This is a genomic window from Halopseudomonas sp. T1L2, assembly GCF_055397385.1.
Map to the genome: position 1 here is coordinate 23,304 of NZ_AP040865.1, position 14,897 is coordinate 38,200.

The window sequence follows — 14,897 nt, forward strand, 5'->3', positions numbered from 1 at the left end:
ATTAATACAGCGGTATTGATGACAAGAAGGGGCACGGGAAGGCGACCGCTTAACTGCTGTGGACCGTGGGCTCTGACGACTTGAAGTCAGAGCCCCAAGTACTATTTCTGGCTGGCATGTGCAGATGCGTTTTCACCACGGTGGGGGTCCTTTAGTGGCTCAGTGCTACGGAAGAAACGGTGTAATACACTAGCTGATTCGGTGTCATACTGTCGCCACCCGTAAACTTCAGGGCGTTCAGTCTCAATTTTTAGAGTGCCCCACAGAAGCCAGTCAAAGATCGAAATGAAATTGGCCATGTTTTTTGCTGAGTTCGCCGAACGACTATGGTGATGATGGTGCATATTCGGGAATGTAAAAATATGGCAGAGTGCGCGCATACTCTTACGTACGAAACTGTTGCGATGATTGAGAAGCCAGAGGTCGTATTGCCATTTCCAGTTGGTATGCACGTGCATTCCCCATACAACCTTAGATAACGACCCCCAAAGAAAAACCTCATACAAACCCAGATACAGGCATGCCAGCCCAAACCAGTAGTTTGGCAAAATTAACCACCATGCCCAGTTCTCAACAAATGTCTGACTGGCGCTGATCTCTCCCCGTTTGTCTTGTCCACCATTGAGGTGGTGGGGACGGTGAGCCGCCTTGTAAAACCCCTGTACCTTTCCAAGCAATCGGTTTTTCGGTTTACGGCTGTGGGCGAAAAGATGGGTTCTTCCGTGCAAATATTCATCCACTAGCAGAAAAATGATCAGTGTGGGCCAAAAGTACTGTGTCTCAAGCCAAGCCATGGCGCCGTTGTATGCTGGAAAGAGCCATGCCATCAATAGGAATACCACCACGGTAAGGACCGGGCGCTGAAAAGCGGCAAGAAAGCCAAGTGATATCCCAGACATAGCCCAGTCATTCCAGGTTTTTTTGCCGCCCTGGGTCTGACCGCTGATGATTTCATAGAGTGAGAAAAGAATCAGAAAAAGAGCCGTTACTATTGCAGCTACTTCGCCCGTCTCCTGGACAGCCTCGGGTATATTGAAAAATTCAAACATGTAACACTCCTTAGTGTTTAGGAATCGCTGATCAATTCAGATTGGCGCGGTTCCAGCGCCAATCGACGGTATTTTTGATGCAGCCAACCTGCTCTCGGCGACATTGCTCCGCAAATCGCCTTCAACTCTGGCCATTTCGGCTTATTTTCACCCTATTGCCGGGGTTCAAGACGCAATAACCCCATCAGTCGTTGCATAACACCGCTTGGCCAACACCAGATTGGCCAGTGCAAACAGGCTGAACAGCTGGGCCTGATTCTTCTCCATGCCCCGGTAGCGCACCTTGCGGTGACCAAACAGATTCTTGATCACATGGAACGGGTGTTCCACCTTGGCGCGGATGCTCGCTTTGCAGTGCTCAATGCGTTGCATGATCTGCTTCTCCGGGCCATCTTCCATTTTCTTGATGGTGCTGCGCCGTGCAGCAATCCGCAACGGAGGGAGCGTGTCATCATCCTCACCAAGACGCTTGCCCAGTCCTGTGTACCCAGCATCAGCATAGACAGGTTCCTTGCCGTCACGTAGCAGCTGCGCGGCTACTGTGATGTCCGCCTGGTTGGCCGAGGTGGCCACCAGGCTGTGTGTCAGACCTGTTGCCGCATCAACACCGATATGGGCTTTCATGCCGAAATACCACTGGTTGCCTTTGCGTGTCTGCTTCATCGCCGGATCACGCTGCTTGGCCTTGTTCTTGGTAGAAGGTGCAGCGGCAATGATGGTGGCATCGACAATGGTCCCTTCGCGCATGAACAAACCACGTTCTGCCAGACTGGCGTTGATCTCTTCGAAGATCCGCTGCGTCAGCGAATGCCTTTCCAGCAGGTGGCGGAAACGCAGCAGTGTTGTGGCATCCGGTACGCTTTCGATGGAGAGATCGATACCAACGAAATCACGCATCGCCTGACTGTCGTAAATCGCATCCTCAAGGGCTTCATCAGCCAGGCCGTACCACTGCTGCAGGAAGTAGATTCGCAGCATCCGGTCTAGCGGAGTCGGTGGACGGCCACGCTTGCCGGCAGCGTCTGGGTAATATGAGGGCGACAGGGCATCCAGCAGACGCTGCCAAGGCACCAGCACATTCATCTCGGCCAGGAAGCGTTCCCGGCGGGTAACCTTTTTCTTGTTCTGATGCTCGGCTTGGGCGAAGGTGATCTGCTTCATCGGGTGGCTTGGCTGAGGTAGTGGCAGTGTCTGGTGATTATACTCAGGGCTGCGTAATCAGGCAGAGGGCTGATTTGTGCAGCGTTTCCTTTATGTTTTTTTGTAGTGGCGTTGAGAATAGGTCGCTGAGATGAGGTTTTCTAATTAATAACTTGAATAATAAATATTAGCGGGGCTAATATGCTGAGCATGAAAAACCTTAGAAGCGTAGATCTCAATTTACTGACCGTGTTCGAAGCTATCATGGTGTATGGCAGCCTATCTTCTGCTGCAGAAAAACTTGGTATGACACAGTCGGCGGTCAGTCAGGCTCTTGCGCGCCTTCGACTGACGCTCCGTGATGAAGTATTTGTCCGCAGCGGAAATGGTATGCATCCCAGTAATCATGCAGTACAAATTTACCCTGAGATTCGCAAGGCGCTGTCCTCTATCCGAATTGCGATTGAATCGAAACAAATTTTCGATCCCGACAGTTCGGAACGTACCTTCAAACTCGCCATGGGGGATTACGGGGAGCACCTTTTGCTGCCAGAACTTTTGCGAACACTGGAAAAATACAAGGGTGGCCTATCGTTACAAAACTATCCGAATACTGATCCTAAAGTTTTAACTCAACTCGAACAGGGACAGCTGGATCTTTTCTTTGATGCTCGCCTCCCCGTTAATGCCTCCATTCAAAGCTGTAAACTGCTGAGTGAAGACTTGGTCGTTATTTGTAGCGCTAATCACCCGCGCCTATCCAAATCGGTGACTGTAAACCAGTTTTTGAGCGAGGGGCACGTGGTACTTTCAGTTGGTGACAGTAGTCACACGCTGCTTGAAAGAATGCCAGGGATACCGTTCACTGAACGTCGCCGAGTGGCTGCCCGCGTCAACCAATACGTCGCTATACCGAGATTGGTTGCTGCCACGGACGCGATTGCCACACTGCCCATGAGAATGGCAGACTATTTTATGGAACGTGAGGACATACGTACGCTGTCGTTCCCCTATCCTGATGCCTGTTTTGACGTGTTTATGGCTTGGCATTGTTCCTTGAACAATGATGCTGCACATCGGTGGCTCAGGGAGTCCATAATAAGTCTTGCTGAAGGGTTATAAAGTAATTGTTTCTGAATAAAGCTTTAAACAATGGCAGGGAAGGCAAAACATATACTAAAAAGCCAAAACCTTATCGCTTGAAATAATTAGTGATTGTGCGCGAGTTTACCGGGCAAATAATGCTAGTGTTGATATGAGTCCACGAACCTCGAGATTTTATCTCGAAAATCCCACGAATTATGAGATTTTCGTTTTGCTCTAAAATCTCATAATCCTAGAACTAGCCTGTAATACCTAGGATCTTGAGTTCATGAATTGTGAGATCCCACAGTTGGATTTGGAGCCTGTCGATTCTTCGTAGTGCAGTCCGGGGGGCTTTCGCTTTTGAGCAGCCCCAGCATTTTTTAAATGCGAGTAGCCGCAAGGGTTGTGGGTAAGTCCGCAGGACTTATCCATCATCCCGCGCAGCGCCGAAGGCGCGAAGTAGTAGCCCTGCCGCCCGATGGGCGGCTTCCCCCTCGGGGTGATGGATGGAGGTTTGTTGGTGATGGCAAAGAGATCATTTAGCCCTGAGCTGCTGGAGTCGCTTCGGTCGATGGTTGTGACAAAAGCTCTTGATGCCCTCGGGCTGCATTGGAAGCGCGATCCGGATCTTTAGTCAGATCCGCCTTATCGGCGATGGCGGCGGCGAGTTCCGGTTTACGCATAAATGCCTCTTTACGGTTTTTTGTTGTTGTGTCCGGGCTGCTCTGCGCGAGCAGATACCAAGGCGCCGCAACAGCTCTAGGCTGCGGCAGACTGAGGGAGAATGGCATGGCATTGGGCCCTGCGCCAGTCTTGTCAGACCGTTAAGCGGCGCAACTTTATGGCATATCCGACAGAACAGCCGCCGTTTAAGCCAATAGCGCTGGCAGGCGCTTATTCAAGGCCAATTTTTCCTGAACGGCCGCCCCGGTGAGCGCGTAACCCAGCAGCGCGCCGCTGCTGTCATGGCACAACGCTTTGATGTCGGCACCACTGCCTTCAACGCTCCATTCGCCTTGCAAGCCATGCGGTGGCGGCGACACCACCAGCGGGCAAACCGGGGTTTTAACCGTCACCGGCATAGGGCCATAACTTACTGCGCTAGGGTTGCCGGCCAGAGTTTGCGCCAGGGCGCGGGCACAGGCCATCAGCGGCATGACATAGAGCAGGTTGATCCCATCGACCTCGGCGCAGTCACCCAAGGCGTAGATATTGGCGTGGGAAGTGCGCAGTTGGCGATCGACCACCACGCCGCGATTGGTGGCCAGCCCGGCAGCCGCCGCCAGGTTGATGCGTGGTCGCAAACCCACCGCCGACAGCACCAGATCACAGTTTATCAGCGTGCCATCGGACAGCTGCGCTGCCAGCCCATCGCCCTGGTGATTCAGGCTGGCCAGCACGGGGCCAAGGTGAAAGCGCGCGCCCAGCCCCTCCAGCCCGGCCTGCACGGCGGCGGCAGCAGCCGGATGCAGCAAGCCAGGCATGACCTGCTCACAGGGCGCCACCAGCTCAACCTGATAGCCGCCCAGGGTCAGGTCATTGGCAAACTCACAGCCGATCAGCCCGGCGCCCAGAAGCAGCACCCGTTGCTTGCCGGCCGTAGCTGTGCGAAAGCGCGCGTAATCTTCCAAGTCATTAATCGAGAAGATCGCATCATCCGCATCACCGGGCACCGGCACGCGGATCACCTCGGCGCCCATGGCCAGCACCAGGTCGCGGTAGGGCACAGCCTCTTCACCGATCCACAGCTGCTGGTGGCCGGGGTCGATCCCGCTGATGCGGGTGTGGGTGCGCACTTCCGCCTTGAGCTGCTCGGCCATCGTACCCGGCTCGGCCATGCTCAGGCCATCGGCATCCTTGTTTTTGGCAAAGCCGGTGGACAGCATCGGTTTGGAATACGAGCGACCGTCGTCGGCGGTGATCAGCAACAGCGGGGTTTCGCTGTCCAGCTTGCGAAATTCACGGGCCAGGTTGTAGCCGGCCAGGCCGGTACCGACGATGACGACAGGTGCACTCATGCTGCATTCCTCACACAGGCCGCGCATTGCGGCGCGCCGTAATAGATTTCAGGGCTGACGCGCCTCAAGCGATTTCGATCATCTCGAAATCCTGCTTGCCGACGCCACAATCGGGGCATAGCCAATCGGCGGGAATAGCTTCCCAGGCCGTGCCGGGGGCGATGCCTTCATCGGGTAAACCGAGGGCTTCGTCATAGATAAAGCCGCACACCACACACTGCCATTTGCGCATAACCACCTCGCCGCGTATTCAGCTCGTTCGGGGTGTTTAGTATGCGCACTCGCTAAACAAAACGGCGACCCAGTGATCGCCGTAGAGAGTTTTCAGAATGAACTCAAAGGCTCGCGAGCTAGAGTCCTGCAAGGCGCTACGTTAGTAACAGCCTCCGGCTGGTCAAAACAGGCGAAGAACGGACTGAGCTCGCACTCGAGTGTACTTTTGTACATGAGTATTACTCGTTTCACTCGCCCTTCGGGCCGCGCTGAAGCGGCTTGCCGAGCCTGTTTTTAACGCCGTAGGGCCGACGCACAGCAGCCTTTGACTGGCTCTTAGCCGATTTCGATCATTTCAAAATCCAGCTTACCCACGCCGCAGTCAGGGCACAGCCAGTCTTCGGGGACGTCCTGCCACAGCGTACCGGCGGCGATGCCCTCATCCGGCCAGCCCTGGCTCTCGTCGTAAATCAGTCCACAGACCACACATTGCCACTTCTTCATAACTACCTCAGGAGATCACACGGCTATCGCGCTGCGGAAACTACCGTATATACGCAGGTGCGCCAAGCCGCAGGACGAGAAAGGCCGCCTCGCGGGCGGCCAATCAAAATAAAGCCCTCGCTAGATTTTAATGCGGATGTTGCGATTACTTCGCCAACTATTGCGATAGCAAGAAAAAGCCAGCCTTTCATGATATATCTCCCAATTTGTGTAGGGCTTATTATGCACGCTTAAAAATAATAAAAGCAGACTTGACCTGATAGTTTGGCTGTGAGCAATTATGTGCTTAGTGCATCTAACTTTGTTTTAGGGCGACTGCCCTGCTGCGTAACATCGTTGCTGCTCCATAACATCAAACATCGACCCACGGCGTAACGCGCTTGCTGCTTGGATGCCCGAGGCATAGACTGTACAAAAAAACAGTCATAACAAGCCATGAAAACCGCCACTGCGCCGTTACCACCGCTGCGTTCGGTCAAGGTTCTGGACCAGTTGCGTGAGCGCATACGCTACTTGCATTACAGCTTACGAACCGAACAGGCTTATGTCCACTGGGTTCGTGCCTTCATCCGTTTCCACGGTGTGCGTCACCCGGCAACCTTGGGCAGCAGCGAAGTCGAGGCATTTCTGTCCTGGCTGGCGAACGAGCGCAAGGTTTCGGTCTCCACGCATCGTCAGGCATTGGCGGCCTTGCTGTTCTTCTACGGCAAGGTGCTGTGCACGGATCTGCCCTGGCTTCAGGAGATCGGAAGACCTCGGCCGTCGCGGCGCTTGCCGGTGGTGCTGACCCCGGATGAAGTGGTTCGCATCCTCGGTTTTCTGGAAGGCGAGCATCGTTTGTTCGCCCAGCTTCTGTATGGAACGGGCATGCGGATCAGTGAGGGTTTGCAACTGCGGGTCAAGGATCTGGATTTCGATCACGGCACGATCATCGTGCGGGAGGGCAAGGGCTCCAAGGATCGGGCCTTGATGTTACCCGAGAGCTTGGCACCCAGCCTGCGCGAGCAGCTGTCGCGTGCACGGGCATGGTGGCTGAAGGACCAGGCCGAGGGCCGCAGCGGCGTTGCGCTTCCCGACGCCCTTGAGCGGAAGTATCCGCGCGCCGGGCATTCCTGGCCGTGGTTCTGGGTTTTTGCGCAGCACACGCATTCGACCGATCCACGGAGCGGTGTCGTGCGTCGCCATCACATGTATGACCAGACCTTTCAGCGCGCCTTCAAACGTGCCGTAGAACAAGCAGGCATCACGAAGCCCGCCACACCGCACACCCTCCGCCACTCGTTCGCGACGGCCTTGCTCCGCAGCGGTTACGACATTCGAACCGTGCAGGATCTGCTCGGCCATTCCGACGTCTCTACGACGATGATTTACACGCATGTGCTGAAAGTTGGCGGTGCCGGAGTGCGCTCACCGCTTGATGCGCTGCCGCCCCTCACTAGTGAGAGGTAGGGCAGCGCAAGTCAATCCTGGCGGATTCACTACCCCTGCGCGAAGGCCATCGGTGCCGCATCGAACGGCCGGTTGCGGAAAGTCCTCCCTGCGTCCGCTGATGGCCCAGAGTGTGTAAAAACGCCCCGGTGAACCCTTGCTATGATTTCTGAAAATCTCATCGCAAGGGAAGCCCATGAAACGGTTTATCCAGGGTGAACACCGAGGTCAAAGCACCTTACTTCCCGAAAGCCTCGACGACTATGTCAGCGATACCAATCCGGTTCGGGTAGTCGACGTTTTCGTCGATGAACTCGACTTGGCCAAACTAGGTTTTGATGGGGTCATTCCAGCCGAAACCGGCAGACCTGCCTACCACCCTGCGATCCTCCTGAAGATTTATATCTACGGCTACTTGAACCGCATTCAATCGAGCCGACGTCTTGAGCGAGAAGCCCAGCGCAACGTCGAACTCATGTGGCTAACCGGGCGTTTGATGCCCGATTTCAAGACCATCGCCAACTTCCGAAAAGACAACAGCAAGGCCATTCGCGGCGTCTGCCGCCAGTTCGTTTTGCTCTGCCAGCAGTTGGGGTTGTTTGGCGAAAACCTGGTTGCCATCGACGGCAGCAAATTCAAGGCAGTGAACAACCGTGACCGCAATTTCACCAGCGCCAAACTGAAGCGGCGCATGGAAGAAATCGAGGCGAGCATCAGCCGCTATTTGGCCGCGCTCGATGCGGCTGATCGGCAGATTCCTAGCGCCTCTGCGCCAGACACTGCGAGCTTGGAAGAGAAAATAACCAAGCTCAGAGCGCAGATGAAAGAGCTTCAGGAGATCGAAACTCAGCTCAACGAGTCGCCAGATAAACAGGTTTCGCTGACCGACCCGGATGCCCGCTCGATGATGACGCGCGGCAGCGGTATCGTCGGCTACAACGTGCAGACGGCGGTCGATACGCAGCACCATTTGATCGTTGCTCACGAGGTCACCAACAGCGGTTCCGACCGTGACCAACTCAGTTCAATGGCGAAGCAAGCACGTGAAGCTATCGGCGCAGAAACGTTGTCGGTAGTCGCCGACCGAGGCTACTTCAAAGGCGAGGAAATCCTGGCCTGTCACGACGCAAACATCACCGCCTACGTGCCGAAGCCGATGACCTCCAGTGCTAAAGCAGAAGGCCGATTCAACAAAGATGCCTTCGTGTATGACGCGACGAAAAACGAATACACCTGCCCGGCGGGAGAGGCCCTGATCTGGCGATTCTCCAGCGTTGAGAAAGGCATGAATATGCACTGTTACTGGAGTTCTAAGTGCCAGAGTTGTGCGCTGAAAACCCAGTGCACACCAAGCACAAATCGTCGAGTAAGGCGCTGGGAGCATGAAGCAGTGCTGGAGGAAATGCAGCGCCGGTTGAACCAAGCACCGGATATGATGCGGGTTCGAAAACGGACTGTTGAGCATCCCTTCGGCACGCTCAAACAATGGATGGGCGCAACGCACTTCCTGACCCGAAAGCTGAACGGGGTGAGTACGGAGATGAGCTTGAATGTGCTCGCCTACAACTTGAAACGGGTGATGAAAATCATCGGCACCGAAGGCCTGTTGAAGGCGATGACGGCGTAAAAAGCCCCAGCTTTTGCTGCTCCAAGAGGTGCCAAAGCGCTTCATAAACGCTCTGACGCGCTATTGGCGCTGATCGCGGCTATTTGCTTGGGAAACCGCCTCGCCCAGGAGCACTGGGCTGAGGCACCCAAGATGCGAAAGTGTTTTTACACACTCTGGGTTGAAAGCCGCCGTCAGTCGGTCAGCGTCGAGAATACCTACGAGCACGATCTGCCTGATCTGGACGCCTGCCTGGCGGCGTTGCCGCCGCTGCTGGACAAGCTGGCCGAGCGCATCGGCCGGCTGGAGGGCAGTTACCGGGTCAGCAAGCCATTCATCAAACTCAAGTTTCACGACTTCACCCAGACCACATTGGAGCAGGCCGGGGCACCGATTACCCCGGCCGGCTACGCCGAGCTCTGCGCTCAGGCGTTTGCCCGTGGCAATTGTGCGGTGCGGCTGATCGGCGTGGGCGTGCGGCTGGACAGCAGTCACGCTCAGCTGGGAGAACAGCTCAAGCTGTTCTAGCGCGCCTCTCTGGCGCACTTGGGGCACAGGTGGTTGTCGCCGCGCGGCTGCCAGCCCAGCTCACTGATACGCGTGACCGCCTTGGCGGTGCGGGCGTTCAGATCGTCCCGGTCGGCAACAAGAAACTCGAACGGTTGCTCGCGGCCGCACTCATCACAGGTAATCGACCAGCCCAGTACACTTTGGCCGCGCAGGTCCGGCCCGCGCGCCGACGCGGTCCACTGGCCCGGCGGGTTGATCAGATAGCGAATCTTGTCGACCACCAGGCGCATGGGCAGATCGCGACTACCCTTGATCGTGCAGATCAGCTGGTCGCCGGGCTGCACGCCGCCGCCCTGACCGGTGACCTGAAACAGCCCGGCGTTCAGGGTGCGACATTCAATCAGGGTGTGTGACGGATTCAGTGCCGTGCGGCGAAAATCGTGTTCTGCCATGGTAGGGGCTCGCTGGTCGGTGGGGCGCGCATGATAACACCGGAGTGTAGCGGCATATCACCCGCATCACTGATGGTCGGTCCGGGACGGGGCAGTGATTATCATGGCGCGGTCTTTTACGTATTCACAACGAGGAGTTCACATGAGCGTCAAGCAAATGTTCGATCTGAGCGGCAAGGTCGCCCTGATCACCGGTGGTACCAAAGGTCTGGGTCTGCAGATGGCAGAAGCGTTCGGCGAACTGGGTGCCAAGGTGTTCATCAGTGCGCGTAATGCTGCCGAGATTGAAGCCGTCGTCGCTGAACTGAAAAGCCAGGGCGTCGAAGCCGCCGGTATCGCCTGTGATCTGGGCAAACTGGACAGCAACCCGGTCAAGACCCTGGTAGACGCCTGTGAAGCGGCCTTCGGCACCGTTGACGTGCTGGTCAACAATGCGGGCACTACTTGGGGGCAGCCGGCAGAAGAACACAGCTACGAAGGCTGGCAGAAAGTCATGACCCTGAACGTGGACGTCTGCTTCCTGGTTGCACAGGAAGTGGCGCGCCGTTTCATGATCCCGCGCAAGTCCGGCAAGATCATCAACATCGCCTCCATCGCCGGCTTCAAGGGCAATCGTGCCAACTCCGGCGTGTTCACGTCTGCCTACAACACCTCCAAGGCCGCGGCAATCAACCTGACCCGCGCACTGGCTGGCGAGTGGGGTCGTTACAACATCAACGTCAACGCGATCTGCCCGGGCTACTTCCCGACCAAGCTGGCAAAAGGCCTGGACAAGGTCAGCGAGATGATCAAGGAAGGCACGCCACTGGGTCGCATCGGTGGTGATGAGGACATCAAGGGCGCTGCGGTGTTCTTTGCGACTGAAATGTCCCGTCACGTGACCGGTCAGGCACTGGCTGTCGACGGCGGCAATTCGGTCGTCTGAACAGGCGTATTCGCTGACCGGTGCGGACGCGACATGTCGCGTCCCTACGAACGGGTAGGCACCACGACCTTGCGTAGGGACGCAGCATACTGCGTCCGCGCGCGTTGACACGGCGCATGGCGGGCCCCGTGCAGGTCAGTTGACGCCTTTGCTCAGTGCCCGTGCCGCTGCTTCGACGGCAGGGCGATGGTCGCGTTCCAGCGTGTCCATCAGGCGCAGATGCAGCTTGCGCTCGGCGCGGCTGAGATCCTTCCAGGCCTGATGGGTCGGAATATGTGCGGTCTGCTCGTAGATCAGATCAAAGACTGCCACGTCCAGCCCCTCGCGGCGCTCCCCCTGATAGTTATCCAGCAGCACCTTGATGCGAATGGCGCCTTCAATAGTGGGCACCTGGCCGTCAAGCAGGCTCTGGGCGATGATGCGAATGTCGCCGCTTAGCCGGTCGTTGCGCGCTTCCAGTGCCTTGGCACGGGCTTCGTCCTGCTGCCACACCTTGCGCCATAGGGTCCAGGCGTAGGTCGCCAGCGCCAGAATGATGAGAATGCCGGCGGCAATCAGCCAGTAGTGAGTTTGCATGGGTGTCAGAAGCTCAGTTGTGAGGGATCCAGCGTCCCTTCCTCGTGCAGATTGATGCTGGGCGCCAGCAACATGCCGGTGCGGATGTTGCCATCGATACGGTAATCGACCGGTTTCTGTTTATCTACCAGCTTGATCAGGTCGGCGATATGACGCCACAGGTTGGAGCGTACATCCAGCTCGAAATAGGAGGAGCCGTAAGCCGGCACGTCAAAGCGGTTGTTGCTGACCCCGGTGGCCAGTTTCATGTTGTTGAGATAGACCTGATAGTGCATGCCGCGAATCGGCAGTACCCGGTCGTTGGGGTTGTCGACCCGCAGCTTGAGGCGAAAAGATTGCTCCCAGAGATTGGACTTGAGCATCTCGACATTCGCCAGACTGACCTCCGGCTTGGTGTAGGACGGGCTGAATACGGCACAGCCATGCAGCAGCATGCAGCCAATCAGCGTCATGATCCCCAGCAACCGCGCTCTCATCGCGTCCCCTCTCCCCGTGCAGGCTGCTTTGTGTATGGAGTTGTTGCGCAGCCTGGACCATACTTTAACCCTGTTTTGCGTACAGGGAGTGACAAGATGACGCGTTTCGAGGTGGTTTTTCAAGGCCAGGTGCAACAAGGCGCCGCGCCTGAGCAGGTACGGGCCAATGTAGGCAAGCTGTTTCAGGTCTCCGGAGCCCAGCTGGATACGCTGTTTTCCGGTCGTCGCATCGTGATCAAACAGGGGCTTGATCAGGTTGCCGCCGAGAAATACCGCATTGCGCTCGAGCGTGCGGGGGCGCAGTGCAGCATCGTGGCGATGGATGAGCCGACATCCGTAGCTCCGTCCGCTTCGGAATCTTCAGCGCCCTCTGAGCCAGCCAAGCCTGTGTCGCAGCCGGTTGAGGCTGAACCGGAGCGGTCCTCGCGCGTCGTGCCTCGAGACGAATACATGGCCGCGTTCAGTGATGTGGAGGCTCCTGACTTCGGTATCGCGCCGCTGGGTGCCGATCTGCAGGACGAGTACAACCCGCATACGGCGCTGCCTATCGATCTGTCGGCACTGACCCTGGCGCCGGTTGGCAGTGACATGGGCGAGATCAAGCGCGACGATGCAGTGCAGGTTCCCAATGTGGATCATCTCAAGCTCGTTGATGACTGATGAGTCTCTGCCGGGCCGGTCTGCTCACGGCCTGGCTTCGGCGCATTTGGCCCGCTGTTTTGTTTGCAAAATGTCGACTCCTTCGATTTCCCGGGTTTATACACCTGCTCTGCCACTTTTCTGTCCTTAAGCTGTGCATCAGCGCCGTCGGCAAAAGTCGTCGGCGCGGCATGGATCGCACAGCAAGGAACACGGATGTTCTCTCCAGCAAACGAAGCCCATTTTGCGTTGCATATCGACGCTGTCGAGCATGATTTCAGCGTGCTTGAGTTCACTGGTGTGGAGCGGCTTAATCAGCCGTATGCCATCGAGCTGACGCTGGTCAGCGAGCGCGCCGATATCGACCCCGCCAGCCTGCTGCATCTGCCGGCCTGGCTGGAAATCAGCCCCGGTGGTGGGTTGCACGGCTTTATTACCCGGTTTACCCAAGGCGAGTCTGGCCGCCGGCTGACCCGTTACCAACTGAGGCTGAGTCCTCAGCTCGGTTACCTTGAATACCGAACCAACCAGCGCATCTTTCAACATCAGTCAGTTGAGCAGATCATCAGCTGCGTGCTGCGGGAAAATGCCATCCACAGCGATGCCTGGCGCTTCAGTCTTAGTGCCGACCTCGGCGAGCGACGCTACTGCACCCAGTACGACGAAACCGATCTGCACTTTATTCAGCGCTTGTGTGAGGAAGAGGGGCTGCATTTTCACTTTGAGCACAGTCGGCAGGGTCACGTGCTGGTGTTCGGTGATGATCAGACCAGCTTTCCTCAACTGGAGTCGATCGGCTTCAGCCAGGGCTCCGGTATGGTCGCCGACCAGCCAGTGGTAAAACGCTTCAGTCTGACTGCTGCCACTCGGCCCGACCGGGTCAGTCGTCGGGACTACAACTTTGAAACGCCGCATCTGCTGCTTGAGGCGGACGCTCAGCTCGAGGGCAAGCCGGCGCAAACCCAGCCCGCGCTGGAGGATTACGACTACCCCGGTGGCTTCAGCGATCGCAACCGTGGCAGGCAGCTAAGCCGGATTCAGCTGGAACGCCACCGCAGCCATCAGCGCGAGGCGCGTGGTGAAAGCGACCGGCCGGACCTGCGCAGCGGGCATTTTCTGCCCCTGACCGGGCATCTGCGCGACGACTGGAACGATCTCTGGTTACTCACGGAAGTGCATCACCATGGCAAGCAGCCGCAGGCGCTGGAAGAGTCGATCAGCAGTGACACAAGCGCCGTCGACGGATTTGTTCAAGGCTATCGCAACCGCTTTGTGGCCACCCCGTGGCAGGCGATCTGGCGGCCGCCACTGGAGCATCCCAAGCCGCGCATCGCCGGCAGCCAGAGCGCGGTGGTGACCGGCCCCGCTGGCGAAGAGATCCACTGCGATCAGCATGGACGGGTCAAGGTCCAGTTCCACTGGGACCGCGAAGCGCAGGCCGACGAGCACACCAGCTGCTGGCTGCGTGTGGCGTCCGGCTGGGCTGGAGATCGTTACGGCGCCATCGCCATTCCGCGCATCGGCATGGAGGTGCTGGTCAGCTTCCTTGAGGGTGACCCGGATCAGCCGCTGATTACCGGTTGCCTGTATCACGCCGAACACGTACCTCCGGTCGAGCTGCCCGCGCACAAGACGCGCAGCTCTTTCAAAACGCTCAGCTCACCGGGTGGTGAGGGCTACAACGAGCTGCGCATTGAAGATCGCAAGGGGGCCGAACAGGTCTACATCCACGCCCAGCGTGACTGGGATCAGCGCATTGAACATGATCAGCGGCTGCATGTGGGCAACGAGCGCCACGAACATACCGCAGCCAATCATTACAGCGAGCACCTCGCCGAGCTGCATCGCACCGTCCACGGCGACCGTCTGACGGAACTCAAATCCAGCGATCATCTCAGCATCGCCGGCAATCAACACTGCCGTATCGGTCAATCCCTGCTGGCCGACGTCGGGCGGGAAATTCACCTGGCCAGCGGTCGCAAGATTGTTATCGAAGCGGGCATGGAGCTGACCATCAAGGCCGGTGGCAGCTTTATCAGGCTCGACCCCAGCGGCGTCACCATCAGCGGCCCGACGGTGCGAATCAACTCGGGTGGCAAGCCGGGGCAGGGTACGGGTGCTTCTCCGCGCTTGCCTGGCGATACAGCGCCCGCCGATCGCAGTCAGGCAGGCAGTTTACTGGTGCCGGCGCAGCGCCAGGCGCTAATGCTTGGAAAGCCACTGTGCGCTATCTGTGAGGAGCCTGGTTCCGACGCCTGAAGTGCTTGGGAGTGGA

General features: G+C 57.3%; 14 protein-coding genes and 3 pseudogenes. 7 read left to right on the forward strand and 10 right to left on the reverse strand.

The window, feature by feature from the left end:
- Window positions 1-101 precede the first annotated feature (101 nt).
- Window positions 102-1,049 (reverse strand): sterol desaturase family protein, encoded by a 948-nt coding sequence (locus ACZ5WQ_RS00100; RefSeq protein ID WP_464382865.1) that lies wholly within the window; start codon window positions 1,047-1,049, stop codon window positions 102-104.
- A 165-nt stretch (window positions 1,050-1,214) separates the two neighbouring features.
- Window positions 1,215-2,210 carry an IS5 family transposase gene (locus tag ACZ5WQ_RS00105; RefSeq protein ID WP_464382866.1) on the reverse strand — a complete coding sequence of 332 codons (996 nt, stop codon included), beginning with the start codon at window positions 2,208-2,210 and terminating at the stop codon, window positions 1,215-1,217.
- Between the two features lie 180 nt (window positions 2,211-2,390).
- Between ACZ5WQ_RS00105 and ACZ5WQ_RS00110 the strand changes: the two genes are divergently transcribed.
- A complete protein-coding gene (locus tag ACZ5WQ_RS00110; protein WP_464382867.1) occupies window positions 2,391-3,311 on the forward strand; it encodes a LysR family transcriptional regulator in 921 nt (306 codons plus the stop codon).
- A 569-nt stretch (window positions 3,312-3,880) separates the two neighbouring features.
- On the opposite strand, the pseudogene ACZ5WQ_RS00115 reads toward ACZ5WQ_RS00110, so the two are convergent.
- The 5 genes and pseudogenes from ACZ5WQ_RS00115 to ACZ5WQ_RS00135 form a co-directional block, all read right to left on the reverse strand.
- A pseudogene (locus ACZ5WQ_RS00115) lies at window positions 3,881-4,012 on the reverse strand (HU family DNA-binding protein); the annotation flags it as partial.
- A gap of 132 nt (window positions 4,013-4,144) precedes the next feature.
- A complete protein-coding gene (locus ACZ5WQ_RS00120; RefSeq protein WP_096825627.1) occupies window positions 4,145-5,293 on the reverse strand; it encodes an NAD(P)/FAD-dependent oxidoreductase in 1,149 nt (382 codons plus the stop codon).
- 64 nt (window positions 5,294-5,357) lie between these two features.
- Entirely contained in the window at window positions 5,358-5,525 is a 168-nt protein-coding gene (locus tag ACZ5WQ_RS00125; protein ID WP_096825626.1) for a rubredoxin, read from the reverse strand.
- Window positions 5,526-5,842: 317 nt separating this feature from the next.
- Window positions 5,843-6,010: a rubredoxin gene (locus tag ACZ5WQ_RS00130; protein WP_090240746.1), complete on the reverse strand. Its 168-nt coding sequence runs from the start codon at window positions 6,008-6,010 to the stop codon at window positions 5,843-5,845.
- Window positions 6,011-6,120: 110 nt separating this feature from the next.
- Window positions 6,121-6,201 (reverse strand): annotated as a pseudogene (locus tag ACZ5WQ_RS00135) (SMR family transporter); the annotation flags it as partial.
- Between the two features lie 244 nt (window positions 6,202-6,445).
- Here ACZ5WQ_RS00135 and intI1 point away from each other — a divergent pair.
- The 3 genes and pseudogenes from intI1 to ACZ5WQ_RS00150 all read left to right on the forward strand — a co-directional run.
- Window positions 6,446-7,459 (forward strand): class 1 integron integrase IntI1, encoded by a 1,014-nt coding sequence (intI1, locus tag ACZ5WQ_RS00140; protein WP_000845048.1) that lies wholly within the window; start codon window positions 6,446-6,448, stop codon window positions 7,457-7,459.
- Window positions 7,460-7,634: 175 nt separating this feature from the next.
- Complete coding sequence (locus ACZ5WQ_RS00145; protein WP_042858281.1) at window positions 7,635-9,065, forward strand: IS1182 family transposase; 1,431 nt, start codon at window positions 7,635-7,637, stop codon at window positions 9,063-9,065.
- Between the two features lie 159 nt (window positions 9,066-9,224).
- Window positions 9,225-9,572: pseudogene (locus tag ACZ5WQ_RS00150) on the forward strand (DinB/UmuC family translesion DNA polymerase); the annotation flags it as partial.
- Here the strand turns inward: ACZ5WQ_RS00150 and ACZ5WQ_RS00155 are convergent.
- Complete coding sequence (locus ACZ5WQ_RS00155) at window positions 9,569-10,006, reverse strand: hypothetical protein (RefSeq protein ID WP_335600105.1); 438 nt, start codon at window positions 10,004-10,006, stop codon at window positions 9,569-9,571. The pseudogene ACZ5WQ_RS00150 and the gene ACZ5WQ_RS00155 overlap by 4 nt on opposite strands.
- Before the next feature lie 142 nt (window positions 10,007-10,148).
- Between ACZ5WQ_RS00155 and ACZ5WQ_RS00160 the strand changes: the two genes are divergently transcribed.
- Window positions 10,149-10,931 (forward strand): SDR family oxidoreductase, encoded by a 783-nt coding sequence (locus ACZ5WQ_RS00160; RefSeq protein ID WP_088275669.1) that lies wholly within the window; start codon window positions 10,149-10,151, stop codon window positions 10,929-10,931.
- A 135-nt stretch (window positions 10,932-11,066) separates the two neighbouring features.
- Here ACZ5WQ_RS00160 and ACZ5WQ_RS00165 read toward each other — a convergent pair whose 3' ends face one another.
- Together ACZ5WQ_RS00165 and ACZ5WQ_RS00170 are read right to left on the reverse strand one after the other, a co-directional pair.
- Window positions 11,067-11,507 (reverse strand): DUF2489 domain-containing protein, encoded by a 441-nt coding sequence (locus ACZ5WQ_RS00165; RefSeq protein WP_228245887.1) that lies wholly within the window; start codon window positions 11,505-11,507, stop codon window positions 11,067-11,069.
- Window positions 11,508-11,512: 5 nt separating this feature from the next.
- Window positions 11,513-11,983: an LEA/WHy family protein gene (locus ACZ5WQ_RS00170; protein ID WP_269687841.1), complete on the reverse strand. Its 471-nt coding sequence runs from the start codon at window positions 11,981-11,983 to the stop codon at window positions 11,513-11,515.
- Between the two features lie 96 nt (window positions 11,984-12,079).
- Between ACZ5WQ_RS00170 and ACZ5WQ_RS00175 the strand changes: the two genes are divergently transcribed.
- Together ACZ5WQ_RS00175 and ACZ5WQ_RS00180 are read left to right on the forward strand one after the other, a co-directional pair.
- Complete coding sequence (locus tag ACZ5WQ_RS00175) at window positions 12,080-12,643, forward strand: P-loop NTPase family protein (RefSeq protein ID WP_335598781.1); 564 nt, start codon at window positions 12,080-12,082, stop codon at window positions 12,641-12,643.
- Window positions 12,644-12,838: 195 nt separating this feature from the next.
- Window positions 12,839-14,881: a type VI secretion system Vgr family protein gene (locus ACZ5WQ_RS00180; RefSeq protein WP_464382868.1), complete on the forward strand. Its 2,043-nt coding sequence runs from the start codon at window positions 12,839-12,841 to the stop codon at window positions 14,879-14,881.
- Window positions 14,882-14,897 lie beyond the last annotated feature (16 nt).

Coding starts and splice junctions, on each gene's coding strand:
- ACZ5WQ_RS00100 (WP_464382865.1), bottom strand. CDS start 1,049: ATGTTTGAATTTTTCAATATACCCGAGGCTGTCCAGGAGACGGGCGAA.
- ACZ5WQ_RS00105 (WP_464382866.1), bottom strand. CDS start 2,210: ATGAAGCAGATCACCTTCGCCCAAGCCGAGCATCAGAACAAGAAAAAG.
- ACZ5WQ_RS00110 (WP_464382867.1), top strand. CDS start 2,391: ATGCTGAGCATGAAAAACCTTAGAAGCGTAGATCTCAATTTACTGACC.
- ACZ5WQ_RS00120 (WP_096825627.1), bottom strand. CDS start 5,293: ATGAGTGCACCTGTCGTCATCGTCGGTACCGGCCTGGCCGGCTACAAC.
- ACZ5WQ_RS00125 (WP_096825626.1), bottom strand. CDS start 5,525: ATGCGCAAATGGCAGTGTGTGGTGTGCGGCTTTATCTATGACGAAGCC.
- ACZ5WQ_RS00130 (WP_090240746.1), bottom strand. CDS start 6,010: ATGAAGAAGTGGCAATGTGTGGTCTGTGGACTGATTTACGACGAGAGC.
- intI1 (WP_000845048.1), top strand. CDS start 6,446: ATGAAAACCGCCACTGCGCCGTTACCACCGCTGCGTTCGGTCAAGGTT.
- ACZ5WQ_RS00145 (WP_042858281.1), top strand. CDS start 7,635: ATGAAACGGTTTATCCAGGGTGAACACCGAGGTCAAAGCACCTTACTT.
- ACZ5WQ_RS00155 (WP_335600105.1), bottom strand. CDS start 10,006: ATGGCAGAACACGATTTTCGCCGCACGGCACTGAATCCGTCACACACC.
- ACZ5WQ_RS00160 (WP_088275669.1), top strand. CDS start 10,149: ATGAGCGTCAAGCAAATGTTCGATCTGAGCGGCAAGGTCGCCCTGATC.
- ACZ5WQ_RS00165 (WP_228245887.1), bottom strand. CDS start 11,507: ATGCAAACTCACTACTGGCTGATTGCCGCCGGCATTCTCATCATTCTG.
- ACZ5WQ_RS00170 (WP_269687841.1), bottom strand. CDS start 11,983: ATGAGAGCGCGGTTGCTGGGGATCATGACGCTGATTGGCTGCATGCTG.
- ACZ5WQ_RS00175 (WP_335598781.1), top strand. CDS start 12,080: ATGACGCGTTTCGAGGTGGTTTTTCAAGGCCAGGTGCAACAAGGCGCC.
- ACZ5WQ_RS00180 (WP_464382868.1), top strand. CDS start 12,839: ATGTTCTCTCCAGCAAACGAAGCCCATTTTGCGTTGCATATCGACGCT.